The 24,122-nt window shown below is 35.0% G+C and carries 21 protein-coding genes; 4 read left to right on the top strand and 17 right to left on the bottom strand.

Annotated features, from left to right (window positions below; genetic code table 11):
- Positions 1 to 2 precede the first annotated feature (2 nt).
- From MKY09_RS03750 to MKY09_RS03675, 16 genes are all read right to left on the bottom strand, one after another.
- Positions 3 to 566: a DapH/DapD/GlmU-related protein gene (locus MKY09_RS03750; RefSeq protein WP_340885166.1), complete on the bottom strand. Its 564-nt coding sequence runs from the start codon at positions 564 to 566 to the stop codon at positions 3 to 5.
- Between the two features lie 27 nt (positions 567 to 593).
- Entirely contained in the window at positions 594 to 1,907 is a 1,314-nt protein-coding gene (locus MKY09_RS03745; RefSeq protein WP_340885167.1) for a nucleotide sugar dehydrogenase, read from the bottom strand.
- 83 nt (positions 1,908 to 1,990) lie between these two features.
- Positions 1,991 to 3,211 (bottom strand): hypothetical protein, encoded by a 1,221-nt coding sequence (locus MKY09_RS03740; protein ID WP_342567622.1) that lies wholly within the window; start codon positions 3,209 to 3,211, stop codon positions 1,991 to 1,993.
- Positions 3,208 to 4,392 carry an O-antigen ligase family protein gene (locus MKY09_RS03735; RefSeq protein WP_340885171.1) on the bottom strand — a complete coding sequence of 395 codons (1,185 nt, stop codon included), beginning with the start codon at positions 4,390 to 4,392 and terminating at the stop codon, positions 3,208 to 3,210. Before MKY09_RS03735 ends, MKY09_RS03740 begins: the two co-directional genes overlap by 4 nt.
- Before the next feature lie 18 nt (positions 4,393 to 4,410).
- The gene (locus tag MKY09_RS03730; RefSeq protein ID WP_340885173.1) at positions 4,411 to 5,535 is read right to left on the bottom strand and encodes a glycosyltransferase family 4 protein; all 1,125 of its coding nucleotides are present in this window, start codon (positions 5,533 to 5,535) and stop codon (positions 4,411 to 4,413) included.
- Between the two features lie 43 nt (positions 5,536 to 5,578).
- Complete coding sequence (locus MKY09_RS03725) at positions 5,579 to 6,817, bottom strand: glycosyltransferase family 4 protein (RefSeq protein ID WP_340885177.1); 1,239 nt, start codon at positions 6,815 to 6,817, stop codon at positions 5,579 to 5,581.
- 27 nt (positions 6,818 to 6,844) lie between these two features.
- Positions 6,845 to 8,134: a hypothetical protein gene (locus tag MKY09_RS03720; RefSeq protein WP_340885179.1), complete on the bottom strand. Its 1,290-nt coding sequence runs from the start codon at positions 8,132 to 8,134 to the stop codon at positions 6,845 to 6,847.
- A gap of 38 nt (positions 8,135 to 8,172) precedes the next feature.
- Positions 8,173 to 8,805: an acetyltransferase gene (locus MKY09_RS03715; protein ID WP_340885181.1), complete on the bottom strand. Its 633-nt coding sequence runs from the start codon at positions 8,803 to 8,805 to the stop codon at positions 8,173 to 8,175.
- 26 nt (positions 8,806 to 8,831) lie between these two features.
- Complete coding sequence (locus MKY09_RS03710) at positions 8,832 to 9,470, bottom strand: sugar transferase (RefSeq protein ID WP_340886086.1); 639 nt, start codon at positions 9,468 to 9,470, stop codon at positions 8,832 to 8,834.
- A complete protein-coding gene (locus MKY09_RS03705) occupies positions 9,471 to 10,586 on the bottom strand; it encodes an aminotransferase class I/II-fold pyridoxal phosphate-dependent enzyme (protein ID WP_340885184.1) in 1,116 nt (371 codons plus the stop codon).
- Positions 10,587 to 10,672: 86 nt separating this feature from the next.
- A complete protein-coding gene (locus MKY09_RS03700) occupies positions 10,673 to 12,505 on the bottom strand; it encodes a nucleoside-diphosphate sugar epimerase/dehydratase (RefSeq protein ID WP_340885186.1) in 1,833 nt (610 codons plus the stop codon).
- 509 nt (positions 12,506 to 13,014) lie between these two features.
- Positions 13,015 to 13,785: a CpsB/CapC family capsule biosynthesis tyrosine phosphatase gene (locus MKY09_RS03695; RefSeq protein WP_342567621.1), complete on the bottom strand. Its 771-nt coding sequence runs from the start codon at positions 13,783 to 13,785 to the stop codon at positions 13,015 to 13,017.
- Positions 13,786 to 13,837: 52 nt separating this feature from the next.
- A complete protein-coding gene (locus tag MKY09_RS03690) occupies positions 13,838 to 14,548 on the bottom strand; it encodes a CpsD/CapB family tyrosine-protein kinase (RefSeq protein WP_340885190.1) in 711 nt (236 codons plus the stop codon).
- A gap of 1 nt (position 14,549) precedes the next feature.
- Positions 14,550 to 15,278: a Wzz/FepE/Etk N-terminal domain-containing protein gene (locus tag MKY09_RS03685; protein ID WP_340885193.1), complete on the bottom strand. Its 729-nt coding sequence runs from the start codon at positions 15,276 to 15,278 to the stop codon at positions 14,550 to 14,552.
- 146 nt (positions 15,279 to 15,424) lie between these two features.
- Positions 15,425 to 16,147 carry a hypothetical protein gene (locus MKY09_RS03680; protein ID WP_340885195.1) on the bottom strand — a complete coding sequence of 241 codons (723 nt, stop codon included), beginning with the start codon at positions 16,145 to 16,147 and terminating at the stop codon, positions 15,425 to 15,427.
- A 126-nt stretch (positions 16,148 to 16,273) separates the two neighbouring features.
- Positions 16,274 to 17,419, bottom strand: coding sequence for a hypothetical protein (locus MKY09_RS03675; RefSeq protein ID WP_340885197.1), 1,146 nt, complete (start codon positions 17,417 to 17,419; stop codon positions 16,274 to 16,276).
- 699 nt (positions 17,420 to 18,118) lie between these two features.
- Between MKY09_RS03675 and MKY09_RS03670 the strand changes: the two genes are divergently transcribed.
- From MKY09_RS03670 to MKY09_RS03655, 4 genes are all read left to right on the top strand, one after another.
- Positions 18,119 to 19,693 carry an NlpC/P60 family protein gene (locus MKY09_RS03670; protein WP_342567620.1) on the top strand — a complete coding sequence of 525 codons (1,575 nt, stop codon included), beginning with the start codon at positions 18,119 to 18,121 and terminating at the stop codon, positions 19,691 to 19,693.
- A gap of 413 nt (positions 19,694 to 20,106) precedes the next feature.
- Complete coding sequence (locus MKY09_RS03665) at positions 20,107 to 20,973, top strand: glycoside hydrolase family 16 protein (protein WP_342567619.1); 867 nt, start codon at positions 20,107 to 20,109, stop codon at positions 20,971 to 20,973.
- Positions 20,974 to 20,997: 24 nt separating this feature from the next.
- Positions 20,998 to 22,347 (top strand): glycosyltransferase family 2 protein, encoded by a 1,350-nt coding sequence (locus tag MKY09_RS03660; protein WP_342567618.1) that lies wholly within the window; start codon positions 20,998 to 21,000, stop codon positions 22,345 to 22,347.
- A 207-nt stretch (positions 22,348 to 22,554) separates the two neighbouring features.
- Positions 22,555 to 22,827, top strand: coding sequence for a hypothetical protein (locus MKY09_RS03655; protein WP_342567617.1), 273 nt, complete (start codon positions 22,555 to 22,557; stop codon positions 22,825 to 22,827).
- Positions 22,828 to 22,871: 44 nt separating this feature from the next.
- On the opposite strand, the gene MKY09_RS03650 is transcribed toward MKY09_RS03655, so the two are convergent.
- Positions 22,872 to 24,122, bottom strand: a complete 1,251-nt coding sequence (locus MKY09_RS03650) for an erythromycin esterase family protein (RefSeq protein WP_342567616.1) — start codon at positions 24,120 to 24,122, stop codon at positions 22,872 to 22,874.

Below are 24,122 nucleotides of genomic sequence, written 5' to 3'. Positions count from 1 at the left end.
AACTATAGAGTTTCTGATAGTACTCCGTTAGAAAGATTATATTCTCTTTCACATTCACTACATTTCAATTGTTCCTTTAGCACATGACCACACTCACAGACCCAGCCTTTTTGTTTGGCAGGTACCCCTGCCATCAAAGCATGGTCTGGAACATCCTTAGTTACTACAGCACCTGAAGCAATCATGGCCCAACGACCAATTGAATTACCACAAACGATTGTTGCATTTGCTCCGATGGATGCTCCGTATTTTACTAGCGTCTTTTTATATCCTTCAGTCCCTTTAGGATACTTACTTCTAGGAGTTAAATCATTTGTAAAAACCATAGATGGTCCGCAAAAGACGTAATCCTCTAACACTACTCCTTCATATATGGAGACATTATTTTGGATTTTCACGCCATTACCTATTTGAACGTTATTAGAAATATTTACATTTTGACCAATAGAACACTTTTCACCGATTCTTGCACCTTTTTGGATATGGCTAAAATGCCAAATTTTCGTATCAGAACCTATTTCCACACCTTCGTCTACGTAGCTGCTTTCATGTACAAAAAAATTCATGAACAAACCTCCGTCCTATCTTGCAGACTATAACAATTCCACATTATCTCTATTAGTAATTGATTTCATTGCGTTCTTCGTATCAAAAATGGATTTTGAATGTTTCTGAACAAATTCATAATCAACAGTTGAGTGAGCGGTTGTTATAATTACTAAATCTGCACTACCTAATAATTCTGCAGTTAACTCAGGTTCTCCTTTTTTCACTATTCCATTCTCGCGATATTCAGGAACAAAAGGATCAAAGTACACTACATCTGCTCCTTCTTTCTCTAATTCTTCAATTACTCGAATAGCAGGACTTTCTCTGAAGTCTTCTATATCTTGTTTATAAGCAACACCTAAAACTAAAACTCTAGAACCATTCATTGGTTTTTTATCTCTATTCAATATTTTACTTGCTCGCTCTGTACAATATTCAGGCATACGATCATTAACCATCATGGAAGATTCAATCATAGATGTATGGAATCCAAATTCACGTGCTTTCCAAGATAAATAGTAAGGGTCAAGAGGAATACAATGTCCACCTAATCCTGGACCTGGATAAAATGCTTGGAAACCATAAGGCTTTGACTTAGCTGCGTCTATTACTTCCCATAGATTGATTCCCATTTTATTACTTAACATTGCAAGCTCATTAATAAGCCCAATATTAACGTTTCTATATGTATTTTCCAGAATTTTTTCCATTTCAGCTATTGCTGGAGAGGAAACAGTTATTACTTCTCCTTGTAAAACAGCACGGTACATTTCTGCAATTACTTCTGTAGCCTCTTCACCAATAGCACCAACAACTTTAGGTGTATTATTTGTTTTATAGACTAAATTCCCTGGATCTACACGTTCTGGAGAAAACCCTAAGTAGAAATCAGTTCCACACACTAAGCCCGAACCTTCTTCTAAAATTGGTTTAATTAATTCCTCTGTTGTCCCAGGGTAAGTTGTAGATTCAAGGACTACCATCGTCTCTTTTGTAAGATACTTCGCTATTTCTTTTGAAGAGCTCTCAAGATAACTCACATCTGGTTGTTGATATTCATCTAAAGGAGTTGGCACACAAATAGCGATGAAGTCTACTTCTTTAATAAAGCTGAAGTCTATAGTTGCTGACAGCAAACCACTCTCGACTATACTTGATAATTCTGTCTCGACTACATCCCCAATATAATTTTGCCCTTTATTAACCATATCTACTTTTTCTTGTTGTACATCAAAGCCTATTGTTTTAAAGCCAGCTTTCGCTTTTTCAACCGCTAATGGAAGTCCAACATATCCTAGTCCGATTACACCTACTGTTATTTGTTTATTTTCAATTTTATTTAATATTTTTGTTTTCATCTTATATGTCCTACTTTCTTCTATCGTTTTTATTTTTATGTAAATTATTAAGTGCCAAATTAGGAAAGCCTGGTGAACAGGACTTACCCCCCTTTGGAACCTTTCACTGTTTGGCTTCTTCGATAATTAAGCATAAATACACCTAACTGCATAATTAGTTTAAATACTGCAGCTACGAGAACGCCAAATGTAAATCCTTTTAATCCATCAATTTTATAAAAGTAGAACGCCGCTGCAACATATACGAACAAATGAAGACCACTCATGTAAATTTGCCAGCTAATTTTGTTAAATCGAAGGTTGAAGGGCTGAACTACTGTAGACAGTACACTTATAATGGCTGTAGCTGTAGTTATATAAACTAGCTCTAACGACTCTTCGGCCCAATCATTATAGAAAAATCCTAAGAAGTACGGGCTAATCCAAATAGTAGTGATATAGCCTACCGCACCTAATACTAAAGAAACACTAAACATTTTCACTACTTTTTTTATGCTTATATTATCTACTTTAACTAAATAACTTAAAATGACAGAGTTTACTGGGTTAATCATCATCGATATAATTTTCCCCAAAATAGTAGAGCTATAATATATAGCAACACTCACAGGTCCAAGCAAAGGTAGTAAAATTAATTTGTCCGCATAGGAAAAAACATTTTTCAATAGGTTTGCGATATACAATGATACCCCATTTGAAGCTGTATCCTTAAATAATGTAGATAATTTATACTTTTCCTTATGTAAGCTAGTATGACGGATAATATAGATTAAGCTAAATAACAATCCTACGAAATAGATAATCTGCCAGTATTCTAAATACAAAAATATGATTGAACCTATTAAATAACCTACACTCATATATATGTTATTTAAAAGAATCCCCTTATAATTCAATACCAACCGGAAAGTTACTACTAAATATTCCTTCCAAATAGACCCAACCGTGATCAAACATAATAATAGGTAATCCAGAATACTTAAGCTAGAATCGATATAAAAGGAAATAATGATAATTAGAAGAATACTTATAAAAGAAGACCCTACTAATAGAGGATTAAAATCTCCTTCTAAGTTTTCGTTTTTATATTCTTTGTCCCTCAATAAACGAATATTATTCAATACATTCCCTAGTGGAAAACTGACAACGGTAAACACACTAATCAAGGTTATTATTAACCCGTATTCTTCCCCTCCTAGTGCCCTGGCGATTAAAGGATAGGAAACTAGCTGAAGAATAAGCAGTGGTAATGCAGCTGATATAATATTTAGCAGGGAATCCACGAGAAATTGTTTTTTTTTCATGTTAATCTCTCACCGTTTTCTATATTTAGTTTGATAAGCAACCCTAATAAAATCCAAAACTTGATATCTGTAATATAGGAACTACTTATCATCAAATGGATGAACCCTAAACATATCCAAATAATTATTAAATAATAATTATTTAAATTTTGGGATAAGAGACTTCTTATTAATAAAAACAAGATAATCAAAATTGCTATTCCTCCAGCGATTACGCCAAAGTTAACAACTATCTCAAGAAAGAAATTATGTGCATATCCTCCCTCTTTACCAATAATTCGACGATCTGCTCCTAAACCAAGTCCTAGGAAGGGATTGTTCATTACAGCTTTTATAAGATTTTCATATATGTAATCTCTTCCACTTAGATGAACTTCCCCGCTCAAAAATAATTTTATACTTCTACTATTGATGTCGTATTTGTTTAATATTTCATAAAGCATATTAAATAACTTATCTAAGTTTAGACTTATAAAAACTAAACCTACAACTACTAAAAGATTGTAAAATACTTTGGAATAGGAAACCTGAAAGATTAAACGAATCATTTTTAATGCAATGAACACAACAATACATAATATGGCGCCCCGAGAACCAAGGGCTAGTATTACAAAAATAGAGATTAGAGAAAAAAGTAGTGCCCTATTTGAATATTTATTTATTAGGCTATCTAAAAATAGAATAGCTGGGAGTAGCATATAATAGGATAGAGCCATACTATAAGACCCGGCACTAGCATTTCCAGTAACAATGATGATTCCTAGTAATGCACCAAAAAAGAAAACTAGATAGCTCGCCTTAACCATAACTCTTTTAAAAACATCTAAATCTCTTAGGCTCATTGTATATATGAACGCGGGCAAGCACATACCAAACAATGGAAAAATTAATTGTTTTAAGTAGAGATGATTCTGTGGGAAAAACAGATAATTTATAAGGAAAATTAGAATAGCAACAAAATATACTCCGATAAACTTCCCTAAACTTCTTTTTAACACAGCAGGTAGTGCATACAAAAATAATACTCCAACCATTATTTTAGAAAACAGTTGTATTCCTGAGCCGATACCCGTACCAATAAGATTAAAATAAATCAGAAGAAAATATTGAATAGTCAGGACTATAAAGGACGCCATTATTGCTATGCTTATTTTTTGATCATCTGATTTATTTTTTACCATAAATTATTCACATTCCTCTTATCGTTTGGATTCATTCTTTAATGCTTTAGCATACACATCATCATATTGAGTCAACAATCTATCCCAATTAAAGATGTCTACTAACTCCAAGCAATTTTTAGATATATCCTCATAATTTTTCATGATATCTATTATTCGATCCGCTATCATAGTAGGGTCGTGAGCATCCACGTGATATCCAACTTTCCCTTCATCAAATTGACCATCAAATCCTTGTCCCTTTGAATAAATTAGCGGTAAGCCTTGACTCATTGCTTCTGGATACACGAGCCCAAAAGTTTCAGTTAAAGAGGGCATAATAAAAATATCATTGGAACGATATATTTCTATTAACCTCTCTTTTGGCAGTGGCTTTAAATAATTTACGAACGAAAACTTCATTAGCTCTTCAAATACCTGCTCATTACTAATTTTCCCAACAACAGTAAAATTAACGTTAAAGCCCCTACCTTGTAAAGTTTCTAATGCTTTTGCCGAGGTTAAAAGATTCTTATTATTGTTTACAGCCCCTACGAAAACAGCATTTATGCACAGAGGTTGAGATAGACTTTTTGGCTTCCCTAAATTATTAAACCAAAATTCATCTATACCATTAGGAATAATGATAGACTTTTTGATTATCGTTTCTCTATCTTTCTGTGGGATATACTTTTCCATCACAATATTTTTATACGGATCAGATAGAAAAATAATAGATTCAGCTTCCTTTAATATTTCAACACCTAGTTTACGAAGAAAAACTCTTTTTTTGAAAAACTGATTTACGTCTGTATTTCTAACTGCTACTACATATGGGATGCCGAAATTTTTCTTTGTCTGTAAAGCAATATACCCATTAGAGAAAAGAGTATGTGCATGGGCTATTGAATATTTCTGTATTTCGAAATTTTTTACTAAATCCCTATAGATTTTCTGATGCTTCACATAAAACAAGTAACGATCGAATTTATGATGATTTTTTCTAACGGTTGTATAATCTCCTAGCTGCAAGTGAGATAAATCCGTAGTAAAAGGAGTGGGGACATAAACATCAATAGGAATGCCATTTTTTACTTGGCGATCGTAAATATTTTTATAAAGCATTCCGCCACCGTAATATGAATTTATATGTAAAATTTGCATATTTACTCCCTCCTTATTTACTCCTCAAAATGAAAACATTTTATTAGCTTTCAATAATAATATTCTCTAATTTGTCAGTTAACGTTTTAAAATCATATTCCTGTATGGTAGATAAGGAGTTAAGACAATACTGATTGTATTCTTGGTCATCCATATGATAAAATTCTAAAATCCCTTGAACTAAAGCGTCCACTGAGCCACCCTTTACGGTTTTCCCGCAATTATATTTAGTTAGAATATCGTAGCCGTTTTCCATATTAGATAAGGTAGGTTTTCCAGATGCCAGATAGTCAAAGAGCTTGTTTAGACTCAGACCATACTTATACAATGGGATATGTTTTCCAGTGAAAACGTTTAAATTAGACTTACTTAAAATGTTTGGGATTAGTTTTTTATCTACCTTACCTTTAAAAACGATATTAGTTAATCCTTTACTAACTGTATACTGCTCTAACTTTTCTCTTTGACTACCGTTACCAAATAAGATGAATTGAATATCATGAATACCTTTTCTTTGTATTTCCTCTGCTGCTTTAATTAAATAAGTTAATTCGTTAGCAACACCCATGGTGCCTGTATAAAGAATTTTAAATGTAGAAGGATCATCTAGATGCTCATCAGAGTATATGAGCTCTTTTTTGTTTGTATTGTACTCTTCTAAATCAACACCATTATTAATGTACCTAACCTTTGATGAGTCCAGTCCAATTTCCTCAACGTAATCCTTTCCTCCTGGAATAGTAAAAATAAGCTTGTCTGCTTTCTTGTATAACCATTTTTCACCCTTATACAAAAGCTTTGCCACAAAGCTATTCTTTTTTAGAGTTCCGTACTGGACAATTGTCTCTGGCCATAAATCTCTAATCTCACAAATACATGGGACATTAAATTTTTTAGCTATTTTAATCCCCGCTAGTAGAGTTAGTGGGTGCACACTAGAAGCTATGATTACATCTGGTTTACCATACTTTTTACTATACTGCTTACTAGAGGGGAAAAGGTTTCGGTAAAAGTTCCACATATTTTGTAGACGTTCTATCCCATTTTTATATCTAGTAGTCTTCACAAAGACATACGGTATTTTCTCTACTGACTTTAATTCGTAACTTCCATTTTGTATTGGTATATAAGAATCACTATTATGTTTAGTACTAGCACAAAAAATAGTAGGCTCATAACCTTTGTTTATAAGATTTTTAGCAAACCAATAATGTCGCCCACCCTTATTAAAGAATGTACCGTGAGCATAATGATTGAAAATCCATACTGTTTTTTTTTGCATTGTCATGTCCTCTTCTGTTCGTTGTAATTATTTTATTTTTTCTGGAATTTTATAATTACATATAGTGTTCTTAAATTTACCTGAAGATAAAACAGGGATTTCATTTACATACATCACTTCTACGAGGGCATCTTCACCTAAAATTTTCTTAAATGAATCTACAAAATCATCTTTCATATAAATACCCTCTGCTCCATTAACCTTTAAAATATAGTAATTTTTATCCTCTTGAATAAATTGCCATTGTTTTAACTGCTTATATTTTTTCATATGTACACTTATAGTATGAGGAGTTAGAACATTTCCTTGCGTATCATATACCATATCAATTCTTCTTCCTTGAATGCTTCTTAAAGTAAAGATATTTTGACGATCTAAATCATCTGATATTGCAAGATCTCCTGTGTCATAGCGTATAACAGGCATCGCATGATTATATAAATCTGTGACCACTATTCTACCTAGCTCGCCCGGTTTAGCTGGTTCATCACTATCTAACCTTAATAATTCAATATGGTAGCTTGCACGATTTACTTTAAATACTTTGTCGTTAGATTTTGTCTGTGCTAAAATGCCATTTTCCTGATTGGAGTATCTATCAATAATAGGGCAACCAAAAATCTTCTCTAGCTTTTCTCTCGTTTCTTCCTTTAATAACGAGGAACTAGAAAAGATAACCTTTAAATTATACATATCCGGAGTGTCACCTTTGTTATATATATAATTACTTAGAATTTCATAGGAAGAAGCATAAGCTAAACAACTATTAATTTGTTTATCCTTTTTTAATGTATCTCTAATACTCTCTAATGCCTCTTCATCTAATCGTAATACGTCGACAGGAACTAGATTTTGTTTAAGCTTTTCTAATTTAGTCTTCTTTTCTGGCCAAGCTTTAAAGTACATATATTTTTGACCAAGTGTCTGTCCTTCTATTTCATTAAAATAGATTACCTCTGCCATCGTTCTTTCACGTTTTGCTTTGTCTTGGTTGACAGTAAAGGGTGTACCAGTAGAACCGCTAGTGGACATTTGATGAAATACATTATTCAAATGTATTTCAGATTGAAAGGATGAATACATTTCTTTATAATGTTTTTTTGTGACAACAGGTAAATCATTAAAGTTGGATGATTTAAAGGAATTATAGAAAGGAACGGTATTACAAGCATGACTACAAATGGACAGTAGTTGTTTGTTATTCGAAGTATTACTTTCCATTATTTGTTTTATATGTTGATAGTGTTGTTTAATCGTTTTACCTTTTAATGCATCTACTCCCCAAAACACAGTTCCTCTAAGAGTCTTTCTTGCCATTATAATCACCCTTCATTTAATTCGCTTCTTATTTATATCTATTTTTTATTAGCCGGTACACCCAAATATAAACCATTAGGACTCGTATTTTTGGTTACGACTGCACCAGCCCCAACTATTACATTTTCTTCGACAGTCAACCCTTGCAAAATAGTGGATCCAGTTCCTATCATTGAGCAATCCATTAAAGTGACATTCCCTGATATTCTACTGCCAGGCATAACTGTTACGAAGTTTCGCATGTCTATATCATGCCCCATGGTCGTACCTATATTAATGTGGCAATGACTTCCAATTCGACAATCTGGATTTATCACCACACCAGCACAAATAACATTACCTTCTCCCATTTGAATATAATTACTTACTATAGCGCTTGGATGAACTAGGTTTAACCAATTAACTGCTGTTAGTTTCGTTTCTAACAATTTTCTCACTTTCCAATTAGCTATAGCAATTACACCAAAAACTTGATTCTCCTCTGAATATTCTCTTAGATAGTCAGTATTTCCGAGAATTTCATAACCCATTACTTTACTACCAACAAGACTTTCATTATCATCAATCAGGCCCATAAGCTTATATTTATTTTCATTCTTGTTTAGTTTTTCAACAATTTCTATAACCTGCTTGCTAAAACCACCACTACCTATTATAAAAACCTTTTTCATATGTATCCCTCAAATTCAAATATGGGTCATTTTGGATTATTACTGGTTCCTTGAAATCTATTGTTCTTTTTAGTATTGTCGAAGTTTATACCTTCTTTTACAAATACTTTTTTTATAGTCAAAAATAGAATCTTTACATCCTCTAGAAAGGATATATTATCAACATACTTAACATCTAACTCAAATTTTTCTTCCCAACTAAGTGAATTTCGACCACTCACCTGAGCAAGACCAGACAAACCTGGTCGGACATTATGCCTTTTTCTTTGCTCTTCATTATAAAATTTTAGATATTCTACTAATAGAGGGCGAGGACCAATAAAGGACATATCTCCTTTTAATATATTTAATAGCTCTGGTAATTCATCAATCGAAGTAGAACGCAGGAGCTTTCCGAAACGCGTGAGTCTTACATGATCAGGTAATGGCTCTCCATGTTCATCTCTTTGATCTGTCATCGTTCTAAATTTATACATTGTAAAAATCTTTTCATTTAAGCCCGGTCTATTTTGTTTAAATAAAATTGGGCTCCCTAATTTATTTTTTACAAAAACTGCTACAACTAACAACAAAGGACTAAGAATGATAAGCATCGTAAGGGAAACGATAAAATCTAATGGTCTTTTAATGAGTTTTTTATACATCCCATCTTTTTGCCTCATGATTTATGCCTCCCATATTCCCTTAATAGTCTTAGTAACTCTCTCTAGTTCGGAATCTGTCATCTTCGAGTCAGATGGTAAGCAAACTCCATTATTAAATAAGTCTTCTGATACATGATTACCGATGTAGTCATACTTCTCGAAAAATGGTTGTAGATGCATTGGCTTCCAGACTGGTCTTGATTCTATATTTTCTTTTTCGAGAGCTTGCATTATATCAATAGGTCTTATTTTACCGTTCAACGTTATAACGCTTAACCAATAGTTTGGTCTATCCCATTCGTTATTAGGCATAAATTCAATACCCTCTAGATTCCCAAGCTCCCGTTTATAAAAATTATATATGTAGTTTTTCTTGTCTACTCTCTTATCCAAAACTTTTAGCTGGCCTCTACCTATTCCAGCAACCACGTTGCTCATTCGATAATTGTAACCAAGCTCACTATGCTGATAGTGTCTAGCTTGATCTCTAGACTGTGTGGCCCAAAATCTTGCTTTTTCGATTCTTTCTACATTGTTAGACACCAACATACCTCCACCTGAAGTGGTGATAATTTTATTTCCATTAAAAGAAAATATACCGTAATCTCCAAAAGTTCCTGTATGCTGACCTTTATAATATGTTCCGAGAGACTCAGCAGCATCTTCTATTAAAGTAACCTTATACTTTTTACAAAGCGCAACTATTTTATCCATATCGGCTGATAAACCATACAAGTGAACAACTATAACAGCTTTCACTTGAGGGAACTTTTCAAAAGCCTCTTCTAAAGCTTTTGGACACATATTCCACGTTTCATAGTCACTATCTATAAAGACAGGTGTAGCATTTTGATAAATAATAGGATTGGCCGTTGCAGAAAAAGTTAGGGTTGGACAAAATACAATATCCCCCGCCCCCACTTCAGCTGCTTTAAGCGCTAGGTGTAGTGCAGCAGTTCCAGCTGATAGAGCTGCTGCTGCCTTTGATCCTACCTTTAGAGCAAGCTCTTTTTCAAATTCATTTACGTTTTTACCTAATGGAGCTATCCAGTTAGTATCAAAAGCTTCTTTCACATATTGCATTTCATATCCTTCCTCACTCATATGAGGGGATGAAAGGAAAATTCTTTCTTTCATTTACTAGACTTCCTTCCTATTTAAATAGCATGGTTAGAAATTATAATAATTTCATTTTGAATCTTAATTAAAGTTAGTTTAACGTATCAAACTTTTTCCTTAATTTGTGAGTCGACAAACTTATGATTTGCCAATCCTATTAATGTTTCTTTTAGCGTTACATTATTCATATGAGGAAGCTTCTCCATCACATATTTTAGCTCAGATTGACTGATTGGATTCGCCTTACCTATATGGATTTTCGGAAATACAAACCTACTTTGAATTTCATTTTCACTTAAGAGTTCCTCATATAATTTCTCCCCTGGTCTTATACCTGAAAACTCTATACCTATCTCGTCTTCTCTGTACCCAGAAAGTTTTATTAAATTTTTTGCAAGGTCAACTATTTTAACCGGCTCTCCCATATCTAAAACAAATACCTCACCCCCGCTTGCTAAGCTACCTGCTTGAAGAACAAGTCTTGAAGCTTCGGGTATTGTCATAAAATATCTTGTCATTTCTGGATCCGTAACTGTTATTGGTCCACCAATAGCTATTTGCTTTTTGAAAAGTGGTACTACACTTCCACGTGAACCAAGAACATTACCAAAACGAACCGCAGCAAATTTAGTTTTGCTTTCTTTTGCAAGATTTTGAACCACCATTTCTGCAAAGCGTTTTGTCGCCCCCATGATATTTGGTGGGTTTACTGCTTTATCAGTAGAAATCATAACGAAGTATTCTACTCCGAATACATCAGCTGCCTCAGCAACATTCTTCGTACCAAATATATTGTTCTTTACAGCCTCCATTGGATTATATTCCATCAATGGAACATGCTTATGCGCAGCTGCATGATAAATTACATCCGGTTTATATTCGGATACAATGTCAAAAATACGACCTCGATCCTGAACGTCTGCAATAATTGGTATTAATTTTGTATCTCTTGAAACCTTTTGTCTAAGTTCCATGTCTATAGTATAAATAGAATTTTCTCCGTGCCCGAGTAGAATTACTGCCTTTGGATTAAACCTAGCCACCTGTCTACAAATCTCTGAACCAATAGAGCCACCCGCTCCTGTCACAAGTATTGTTTTATTTGTTAGTTTTGAAGAAATTATTTCTAAGTCTAACTCTACTTCGTCTCGACCAAGCAAGTCTTCAATCTTTACATCTCTTATTTCATTGATCGATACCTTTCCAGTTAGCAAGTCCTCTATCAGAGGCATCGTTTGTGTACGTATACCAGTATCTAGACATTGTTGTAAAAGCCTTGCCCGTCTGGTCTTTTCCATTGAAGGTATAGCAATTATGATATGCTCAATGTTTTGATCCAACACAACATCCTCTATTATGTCTGTACCTCCCAACACCCTCATATTAAAGATGTCCAATCCCTTTTTAGCTAAATCATCATCTAAAAAAGCTATTGGTTGAAGTGGTGAGTTTGTATTCTTTAACAATTGTCGAGCAATCATTGTTCCAGCTGCCCCAGCTCCAATTATAAGTGTCCTTTTTTTTGACCCTTTAGAATTCTTCTCACTTATGAACGTATCCCTTAGCACTCTCCAGGATAATCTAGTACCTCCTATGAGCAACATATGCAACATCCAAGTAACAAATAGTGCTCTACCAAGTACTCCTCCCGTTACAATTGCTTGGATAAGAGCAACAATCAATATAGAGAAAGTTACAGCCTTGAATATCGACAATAATTCCTTCACGGATGCATACTCCCATACCTTCCGATACAGCCCGTAATACATTGCAAAACTGTGATGCGCTACAAATATCGCAAGCGAACTAATCAATAACAATACATCCGTAAATGGATTATCGATCGGATGTAGCAGAAAGTAGCCAATGTATATTGAAAACAACACTATACAAGAATCGACTAATATCAGCATCGACATTCTTCGCTTTAATGACATCGTGTCACTCTCCTATTCTTTTCCTATGTAAGCTATTTCTTTTACTTATGTATAATTCCATTCCAGCTGGTCACAATTATAGCACTTTAGATATAAATTTGTTGTAATTTTATTGTAATGCAATTGAAATATAACTGTTATCTAGGTATTTCTTACTTTTAATTCAGTCAAATAAATCCCTGTTTGTTTACTTATAAATCCATTTTTAAAATTATTTATTACTGCATTTCGTAATAAAATTAAATTACCTAAATACATATTTGCACTCGATAGTTCATTTGATTCTAAATTTTTTTAGAATATTTATACGTTTACTTTACGGAAAATAAGGGTATTATCATTAGTATTTTAATAGAATAAATTGGTTACTGATTTCAATTACTTACAGACCGGAAAATATTAACAACGTGTTCCTATAAAAAAAACGAGCAAAAAGTCAAATCGAGTTGACTTTTTGCTCGCTTTTTAAAAGGCCACATTATAAATGAATATACCTTCATACTTTTAAATTAGCCGATAAAACTCCACCATTTTTTAGAGCTTGGTGGCTCTATTGGTTCTAAAATAATGACTTCTTTATTTTCGATAATTCTAGCGTTATTTTCTAAAAAGATATCTACTGTATCCTGTTTTTTATGTTTCTCCAAATAACATAGACCCGCATCAAATAAAAAAGGCCTAGTTTTCCTACTATGTACATCAGAACCATACGTATGGATCAGATTACAATCTATTAGTTGCATGGAGGTTTTTTGAATACTTTTTCCAAAGTGTCCAGCTAAGCTGCCTGCGGTTATCTGAGAGATCGCTCCATGAGTTATAAGTTTTAGCAGTCTACTCGGTTTTTCTGCAATAGCCTTGTTTCTTTCCGGATGTGCAATAACCGGTACTTTCCCCAAACCTAGTAATTCTTGAATAATAGCTATAGTATAGTTAGGGACATTTGATGAAGGCAGCTCTAACAAAACATATTTCGAGTTGGCTAAGGTCAATGCCTTCCCCTCTTTTATTTGTTCTACAATTGAGTCTCCAATTCTTATCTCTTGTCCTAAATGTAAATTTATTTGCAAATCTAATTTTGCTAATTCCTCCTTAACATTATTGTATTTCTCTATCACTAGGTCTTTCCTTACGTTATATTGGGGGTGGTAAGCATGTGGTGTCACAACAATATCCGTAATTCCTTCTTTCTCTGCTTGATGTAAAAGACCAAGCGATTCTACCATAGACGCAGGACCGTCATCAACTCCCGGAAGTATATGTCCGTGGATATCTACCATAATCTAACCTCCATTTTTTAATAGAAAAATGAGTGATTAGGACAATTCCCAATCACTCTTCAACTCCATAATATTGATAGTAATAATGATCTTTTTGAAGTACATAATTATTTAATACTACTCCCAAAATATTAGCCTTTGAAGCAATCAATGCTTCCTTGGCTTTTAACAATGCATCCTTTTGTGTTTTCCCTGCACTTAATACAATAACTGTCCCATCGCATAAATTAGATAATATTTGTGCATCAGTAACCGACAATACCGGAGGAGCGTCGAAAATAATCATATCGTATTTTTCTTTCAAATCTCCAATTATCTTTTCCATCCTATTAGAACCTAGCAATTCTGCTGGATTCGGAGGTATTGGACCACAAGTTACAATATCTAGATTTTCTATTTCATGATGCTTAATCACTCCCTCTAGATGAGCTTGACCTGTAAGTAAATTGGAGAGACCTGAAGTATTAGTCAGATGAAAGGTATAATGGACTGTCGGCTTACGCATATCCCCATCAATTAAAAGCACTCGCTTTCCTTCCTGAGCAAAAACCACTGCACTATTTGCAGCCACTGTAGATTTCCCCTCACTAGGAGAGGCAGAAGTAAACAGCATAGTTTTCGTTTCCCTATCAGGCATAGAAAAATTGATATTTGTTCGAAGCGTTTTAAATTGTTCGGAAACGATTGCTTTCGAATTGGCTGTGGTAATTAGCTTTCTAGCAGCAGTCAATAAAGTTTTATTTTTCTTTTTATTATTGGACATTTCACAACCTCTTTCGTCTATCGATTACTTCTAGTTTGGTGCTTTGAAGATCTTTTTCGGAAATATTACTAATTAAACCTAAAACAGGTAATTGTAATAGTTCCTCTATATCTTCCTCTGTTTTGACAGTTGTATCTAGATACTCTAATAAAAATGCCAGTCCTACCCCTAGCATCATTCCAATTACCGCTGCTATGGCCATATTCAACATCGGATCAGGCTTAACTGGAGTAGGATTATCCCCAAGAACAGCAGGGGTTAATACACTAACATTGTTTACTTGCATGAGCGTTTTTATTTGTGCTTGGAAAACCTCTGCAGTTTTGTTTGCAATATCAACTGCTTTTTGAGGATCAGGATCCTGAACTGTAATATTAACTACTTGCGAATCCTCTGCATTGCTTACTGTAATCTTATTGGTTAAGGCTGCAGCAGTAGTATTTAATTCCAATTCATCAATCACTAGTGACAAGATTGCTGGACTTTTGATGATTACATTATATGTATTAATAAGTTGAAGATTCGTTTCAATATCTTGTGAGCTAAACGAATTCACTTCTGTTTTTTCTTGACTCACTAAAATCTGTGTTGATGATTGGTATATAGGGGTTAAAACAACATAGCTTACGATTGCACTAATAGCTAAGGCAATTATCGTCAATATAACAATTAATGATAATCGTTTCTTAATTGTTTTAAAAATATCTTGAATTGTTATTGTTTCTTTCATTCAAATTGATAACTCCTTCTATCTTTTTATTACTAATTTAGGTACTGCTAAAAAGTTTCTATTATTCTATCATATACAGACTTGAGATAACTACTAATATCATTTCCCCAAAATAATGGGATTTACCAAATTACTAATGGTCTCTTTTAACTTCCTACCACTCTTTTCATTATGCTATCTCGTCGTGCTTTCTTTTTCGCTTCATATTCTTCTTCCATAGCTTTAGCTTCAGCCTTGTCAAAGCCATTTGCTGCTAAATCCTTTTCTACCGCACCTAAAACTGCATCAAATACTTTGTCAGTATTACTTTCCAAATCCTTAGCAGCAGCCATATACTTGTTGTAAAAGTAACCAAGATCGATCTTTTCACCGTTAGCCTGCTTCTCTACGTATTCTTTTTTAGCTCTAACAATTAATGCGTTTACTTTAACATCCGCTTGTTCCTCTAATCCTTCTAGAGCTGGTCTATACTTTTCCTTTATTGTAGTTACCGTCATTTCATTGGAGGCAGTAGTGCTCCCAGTACTAGCATCTGTTTCAGAAGACTTATTAGTATCATTCTTTACATTATTAGAATTGGAGCTCTCACCATTGCCATTCTTAGTTTCACTGTTTCCATCAGCAACAGCTTCGCTACCACTCTCTCCATTTGTAGATATCCCCTCTTCTTCTACTACTTCACCGTTCTCATCCATAAAAATAGTACCACCGCCCGGTAAATCTACTTTATATGGTTCTTTTTCTACAATCTGTTTTACTTCCTCGTCTGCAACATCATATTCTTTAAATTTAAACATATACAGTAAGTAACTGCCGCCTGCAATAATTAGAACAAGGACAATAATAGCAAAAATTTTAAATTTCCTCATAATAAATCCCTCCCAAAAAGTAACCTTAGTTTAGCATGATAAATATTTTAATAGTACATAAAGTAGCAACATTATGTATAAAAACCCACCACTTTTTATACGTGGTGGGTCTAATAGATTAGCAACTTATTTAAAAGTAATGGTAAAATCCACATTCATCGGCACACCATTGTTTACTGTTAAAGGAAGTGAAACTGTCTTTCCTTTTACATCATCCAATGAATCTGCTCCGGGAACCTGTGCTTTAATGTAAGCTAGTCCCTCTGGTGAAAGAGGAGTGAAACCATTAACATGAGTTACACCTAATTGACTAACCACATTATTAAATAGATCTACCCCTAAATAATTCGCTATATCCTCTGGTTTTGCATCTGCTTTCACTGCAACAGATATAGCATTGAGTCCAGTTGATTCAATTGTAGCAATATTACTTTGAGCAGCATTTAGAGTAGTCACTAAGTTAGCAATTTTAGAGTTAAGTATCTCTTGCTGAATAGGGTTAGCTGTATTATCAATTGCATTTTTGACTTTAGCAACCTCCTCTAACAAAGCCGCTATAAACGGATTACTCGTTGCAGATGGCAGGCTACTTAATAGAGCATTAATTTCATTGTACGAAGCTTGAGCCTCTTCAAGTTTACCTGCATTTAAAAAATCCTTGATTTTGACAATTTCCATATAAATCGTCACAGGGATCATTAGCTCTGCTCTTTTAGCATCAGCTGGCTTTTTATATTGCTCTAATAATAAATCGCGAGCCGCTTTACCGGAAAATCTATATAAAATAGCTGTTCTACCTTTTAATTGGTAGGATAATTTATGATATTCTTTTTCAACTGCGGCAAAATCATTCCTAGATTGAGCACTAGTAATATTATTCATAATCGGATCGAGATATTTTGTCGCATAATTATAAGCATCAATATATGGAACTAATCCTTTTGAAACTTTTTCATTGTAGAGCGCATCTAAGTCTCTTAGATAACTTTGCTTTTGAGAAGAAGAATAAGTAGATGAATTTATCAGATTCCTAGTTTGCTGATAATTCTTCTTTGCACTATTTAGCGACGAGTATAACGCTTGACTTGTTACTAATTTGTTTTCTAAAGCTGGATAGACATAATGTGTAGTGCTGCGATTCAATTCAGCTTTTGTTGCCTCAAAGGATCGATTCACCTTCGATGTATCCCCATAAGCAATGGATGAAAATGATAGAACTGAAGATGTTAACAATACTGCTGCTGCTGTTTGTTTCCAAAATCTCCTTGTCATATTACTCCTCCTCTTAACTAATAGTAAAATTTCGTTGAGAATTACCAATATATTTCAACAACTTCATCCTACTATCCGTTTCGACAAAATTCAAACAAAAACTCCATAATTTCACAATTTTAATACCATTTATATGTACAATTAATTATTTTTTAGTCCTTTTATCCTTATTTTAAAATTCATTTATAGGGTTAATTTTACTTCTATATGATTAGGATATATAAATTTAATTTTAGTAATTAGTAGGATATGTAATTTTAAAAGGCCATGTTAAAGGGTAGGGTTGATTTATAATGCAAAGAAAACTTTAAATCAGAGAGTAGAATTGATCTTTCGCACCAGCCAGACGCTTTTTTGCGGGGGGGGGGAGGGGAGCCATCACTCATCGCTATCGCGCGTGGTTGCGTTGGCTTATCTTTCTCACTCATCCCGTAGGAGTCGCCTTCTGGGCTCCAATCAATAAATAGGAACATCTTTGTTGCATCGATAAATTGCTTATAAATTTACTCGCATAAACAGAGTTCCTTTCTTGATGTTTACAGTTACTATAAAAAAAGAATTATTAGTCAAAATCCACCAATAACTTTAACAAGCTTTTTAAAATTATTTTACTTTAACTTTTAGGGATAAAAAACATTCCTTTTTACCAATTTAAACCATATAATTGAAGAGGTTGTAAAACTTGAGAGGAGCAATATTTTGAAAAAACTCACCATGATCATCACCTTGTTTATTTTGCTGTTGTCTACCTTCACTACCGCCTCTGCCGCTGCATTGTTCAAGGATGTGGATGACTCCCATCCAGACAAAGCCGCCTACGATTTTCTAGCTACAAAGGGTCTTATCGTCACTAACGCCACTAGTAATTTTGGAGTCACCAAGGAAATAACTCGATTAGAGGCTGCCGAGCTACTTGTCGAAGCATTGGATATAGATACAGCCAAGCAATTTGATGTGCTCATTTCCGATTTCGATCGAGACCATCCTAGTTATCCGATCGTAGCTGCTGTAGTTGAAAAAGGAATCATGAGTCTCGATGGAGATCATGCATTTAATAGGGACCAGCCATTTTCTCGTGGCGAGGCTGCCGTCTTTTTAGTTCAAGGCTTTGGTTTGACTGGAACGGTTTCGAAGACTTTTCAAGACGTGCTACCGGGTTATTGGGTATCGGATGCTATCAAAACTCTTCAATCCCACAACATTATAAGCTCGACTACCGACAATACATTTCGACCACTCGAAAATGTGACAAAAGGAGATTTCGTCGTTTGGTTAGCTCGCAGTATGGAGCCAAGTTTACGTAAGGTAACTGCTCCACCAGCCCAGCCCGTCCCTCCTGCAAAATCTTGCGAGAAGCCAAGTAATAAGAAAATAGTGAAGGTAAATGTGCAGGTAACCTCCCTTTGGAAGACGCCAAACGCATATCGTGCAGTAGATAAGCCGTCTATTTCTGCTCCAGTGGATATCCATAAATGGACAAAAAATATGAGCATCAAGGAAAAATGGTGGCTAGTAAATAAAGTTGATACCCAAGCATTGTTTGGTGATGAGGTAACGATTTTAAAGAAGAGTGGCAACTGGGTCAAAATCGCCATCAAGGATCAATATGTCCCTCACCAAAAGGAAGGCTATCCAGGATGGGTTCCAAAATCACATATTTATGAAACTACAAAGGATTATTCCGATTGTGCCATTGCCGTTGTAAATGCAAAAAGCACAACACTCTATAGCGACACAGCTAAAAAGAATAAATACATCAGCATTAGCTACTCTACTATCCTTCCAGTAGTAAAAGAGGAAGGCGATTGGCTACATGTACAGACTCCTCAAAATGGTGTGAAGTATATGCATAAGAAAGATGCAAAGGTTTTCAAAAACTACAAATCTATTCCGAAGCCGACTCAAAAGAATATCGTCAACAGCGCTAAAATGTTTCTAAACCTCCCATACTTATGGGCTGGTACTTCTTCTTACGGCTATGATTGCTCAGGTATCATCTACTCTGTTTACAAAAACCACGGAATCATCATTCCAAGGGATTCCTTTGTTCAAGCAACAAAAGGAAAAGCCGTAAAAAAAGCTAACCTGCAGCCGGGAGATCTAGTATTCTTTGCTGGTAACCGTGGCAAAGGAAAGGTATATCATGTAGGGCTATATGTGGGCGACGGTAAAATGCTTCACGCCCCTAGCTCATCCTCCAAAGTAAGAATTGAGTCGATGAATACTGGGACTTTTAAAACAAATTATGCAGGTGCACGGAGATATTTGGATTAATAATTAACACTTTTAGACCCTTCACTTTTGTGGAGGGTTTTTTATGTTTTTCAATCTTTCGCTATGATATTACCTTCCCCTCTAGTGACAGGCTGTTTTTCAGCAAAATACGCACATCTCGCTAAGAAGAGTAGTCAAAAATCTACAAAATATACTATATTCCGATTATATATCCCATTAAATTTATTATTTTAAAATACTAAAAAGAGCACTCCAATTGGAGTGCTCTTTTTATCCGATTATGGCTTGTACCTTAACATTACTCAGTATATTAATTGAAAAACTCTTAACAAAACTCAGTTTTAGTAAATTAAAAACTATTTTAATATTAGTAAGTACTTAAGAAATAGCAATGTTTTATTTATCATTCATTTGCCATTTTGTACTCTTAGAAATTCTTAAAAACCATTTTTATGAATTCACTTCTCATTGAGGAGGGGCAACTAATCAGGGCATTTTTTATTGTTTTCATAATTTTATTATGCAGTTGTAATAGTGACCCGGTCAGCAATAATCCAATAACTAAGGAAGAGGTAAAAGAAATATATGAAAAGGAAGAAGAGATGAGAATTATAAAACATCCAACAGAACCAACAATCGTAGAAATTCCCCATGAGGATCATCACACTGTAAATGGTTGGGAAGTTACCTTTCGTGATGAATTTGATCAGGATCACGTCTCTGCTTCTAAATGGAATCTCTTAAATACTGGTTACAAAGCACATGGTAGATTACATCACTACTTACCAGAACAAGTAACCTCCGATTCTGGTGTTCTAAAGCTAGAGGTTAGCGATTCCCCCTATCAAAGCTATCCTTATCGCTCCGGAGCTGTGACGACACAAGGCTTACACGAGCAAATGTATGGAAAGTTTGAAATAAGGGCTAAATTCCCAAAAGGTCAAGGGCTATTCCCTGCGATCTGGCTGCTCCCCACTGACCATTCTTCTTATCCAGAAATTGACATAGTGGAAATGCTAGGCCAATTGCCAAATGAACTTTGGCATGTCGCTCACCAGGAGGAAGGTAATCGAGCATTTCATCTGAACGAACAAATAGATGGGTCTGAGTGGCATACCTATACGCTCGATTGGTCACCGGATGAGCTGATTTTTTATATTGACGGTGAAATAACCTTTCGAACAAGCAATATCTCTCATACAAGCATGTATCTACTAATGAACGTGACAGTGGGTGGTACTTGGGTTGGTGACCCGAACGCAACAACGCAATTTCCAGCCTATATGGAAGTGGATTACGTAAGAATTTATTTAAAATAATAAAATAGAGAAAGAAGGATTTATTTGGATTTACTATCTATTGGCTTAATCATAATTTTTATACTTTATTTGCTCCTACAATTAAAGTATATATACAGCTCTCTGAACACAACTAAAACGAAGCTTCTTATTTTGCCAGAGAAAAAGATTTCTGTGTTAATACCAGCTTACAATGAAGAGCTCGTTTTGAAACAATGCTTAGATAGCTGGTTTAGGTTAGATTATACGAGTAAAGAGGCCATATTTATAAATGATGGGTCGACGGATGCCACCTTACACGTATTACAGGAAATGCTCGATTTAGAAGTGACGCCTAGAGACTCTACTATCCTCTTTAATACAGTGGGCATTAAAAATGTTTACCTAAGTAAAAAATATCCTGATATTCTAGTTGTGGATCAGTATAACGGCGGGAAATCAGCAGCCTTAAACACAGGAATATCTATAGCGACTGGTGAAATTGTCATCACCTTGGATGCTGACTCTATATTAGAAAAGAATAGCTTAAACAAGATCAATGAAGCATTTGTTGATCCAAAGGTGATAGCCGGTGGCGGGATGGTCCACGTCGGACAGCAAATAAATAAACAGGGCCTTATTCATTACACTAAAAACTGGATTATAAAGTATCAGGTTTCTGGTTATCTTTCATCCTTTTACGTAAGGAAGGTCACACAAGCGAAACTAAATGTGTTAAATGTAGTGTCTGGGGCCTTCGGGGCATTTAGAAGAGATGTCCTTCAACAAATTGGTGGTTATCGGGATACGCTTGGTGAGGATATGGAGATTACCTTCCGACTTCAAAAATATATGCACAAAAGAAATTTGGGAGAAAAAATGATTTTTATACCGGAGGCTGTCTGTTACACAGAGGTCCCAGAGAATTTTGCATCCCTTATGCATCAGCGTATTCGCTGGCAAAAAGGATTCATCGATTGCATAAATCTATACAAGAAAGACTTTTTCATCAATTTGGGTAAGAAATTTTCTAGCTTTCTCTTATTTGAATCCATCACTCTTAGTATAGTGGGGACAGTAGCACTGGTCATATTCCCAATCTCCATCGTACTCGGAAACGTATCCGGCATTACATTTCTGTTGATGGCTATCGCTTGGTTAAGCGAATTTATACTACGTTTAGTGGCAGTTCAAAGAGCAGGATATTACGGCTATAAATTTTCTATTTTACACTGGCTTCGTATCATCCTCTTCACAATGTGGGAATCTATCACCTATCGCTTTTTGGATACCTTTTTCTTTACTTACGGTACTATTTTATACTTTTTCGGAAGCAGAACGAATTGGAACAAGCTGACTAGAAGCGGTGCAGTACATTTTGAAGACATCGAGCCTGCAAAGGTAATTGCCCAATAAACTAAAGTGATAGATAAATAAACTTAGACTGTAGATAATGAGGCGATTGCAATTAGAGAGATATTCACTGTAATTAGTATGATTGGATTAATTATCATGGGGTTGCTCGTGTTCGAGCCTTTTCGTACCGAGCCTCCCTTACCTGCTGTAATGGTAAACAACACAAAAGTTGCTACTTCACAAGGTTCCTATTGTTGGAGTGGAATTTTGTCTACTAAATGTGTAAACCCAAACTATCATCCATTAGATTCGCCTACCTCGGTTTCCCCAGGCGAGGAAATTAACATAGATTTTTGGAAAAAACCAATTGAAGAATCCTTGACGGTGGAGCAATTGCTCGGCGAAAATAATGTCGTTCCAATTCCGATAAAAGACCATATGATTGAAGCTCCAAAGGAAAAAGGGGTCTACGTCTACTGGATGACTGCTACGTGGAACAAAGGAGACGGCAACTATGCTTTTTCAGTTATCGTTGAATGAATAGAAAGAATCCATTCTAAAAATAAAATGGATTCTTGCCACTTCTATTCGTTTACACTTGTCGGTGTTGCTTCCTTTACGATAATGACACCATCATAAGCTTCATTTGGCACCATTTCGATTGTGTAGAACATCTTCAAAAACTTGTACCAGTAACGGAAGTCATCCCCGATATTAGCCATCTTTTGTTTCTTCGATATAATATCCTTTAAAACCTCCGACTCTCCTGCTTTTTCAAAATCCACATAGAAAATATTGGACTCTACCTTGCTAAAGGCATCGGTTAAGTCATTGTTGTTTTTTACTTTATAGTCTTTACGCTCTCCACTGCCATTTTTGGACTGAAACTTGCTCTTGGTGAAGTCCGTTCCAATTGCAAAATACGCTTCTCCATATTGCTCGTCTAAATAATGTCCCATCGATTTGTAGCCAGCTAACGATGCGGACGTTTTTTCCACATGTCCGTTATGGCCATTAAAGAAAACCTTCTCGTTGCCACGGGCTGTCTCGAACTCCATGATCCATTGTAAGTTTTGTGCCAAGTATTCATCTCGCAGCTGCATATAATCCTTTTCATTTAAGAATAGCTGAGTACGCTGCCTCATGATTTGAGCGTATTGTAGCGCAAGAGAGTGAGCTTCTTTATTTGTTTTCTCTATATAAGCTGCTTCGTTAGATTGTAAATCTTGAATAATCTCTTCTACTGTTTGATTGATATCATTTAATTGATCAGTTGTTAGTTCACGCATGTTCTCATTAGAAACGTGCTCCAGCTTTGATTCATAATTCTTGAAGGCATTCTCGTTAACCGTTTGGTAAAAGTCCAGCACACCTTTTTTGCTATAGTCATAGCGCTGCATGTCGTTTCCGTAAAAGTATAGCTTTTCTTCCTCGTTTGCGATTGCGTTGTAATCATGCATCCATTGTACGAGATTGACCATTTGCTCTGTTTTATAAATTGCGTAGTCCAGCGTGTTTACCGCTTCTTCGGCTGTGCCCGTTCCATTTAAGATGAAATCGTTTATTTGCTGGCCGCCACCAAAGTCACCCTCGATGACAAATACACGAACGTTTTCTTGTTTGATTAGCGATTCAAATACATCTTTTTTCAGCTCTTGAAACTCCACATTCCCATGTGTCGCTTCCCCTAAGCCGATGACCTTCACACCGTCTGGGATATTGATCGCTTCTACGGTTGAAATAAATGATTCTGCATTATCGGCTGCTTTACTGCTGCACCCTGTCAATAAAACTGCAAGCAAGATAACCATAACTACTATAAAATTCCGTTCCAT

Origin of the sequence: Psychrobacillus sp. FSL K6-4046 (assembly GCF_038624605.1) — a bacterium.
GTDB lineage: Bacteria > Bacillota > Bacilli > Bacillales_A > Planococcaceae > Psychrobacillus.
This window is presented reverse-complemented; position numbering and strand designations above follow the sequence as displayed.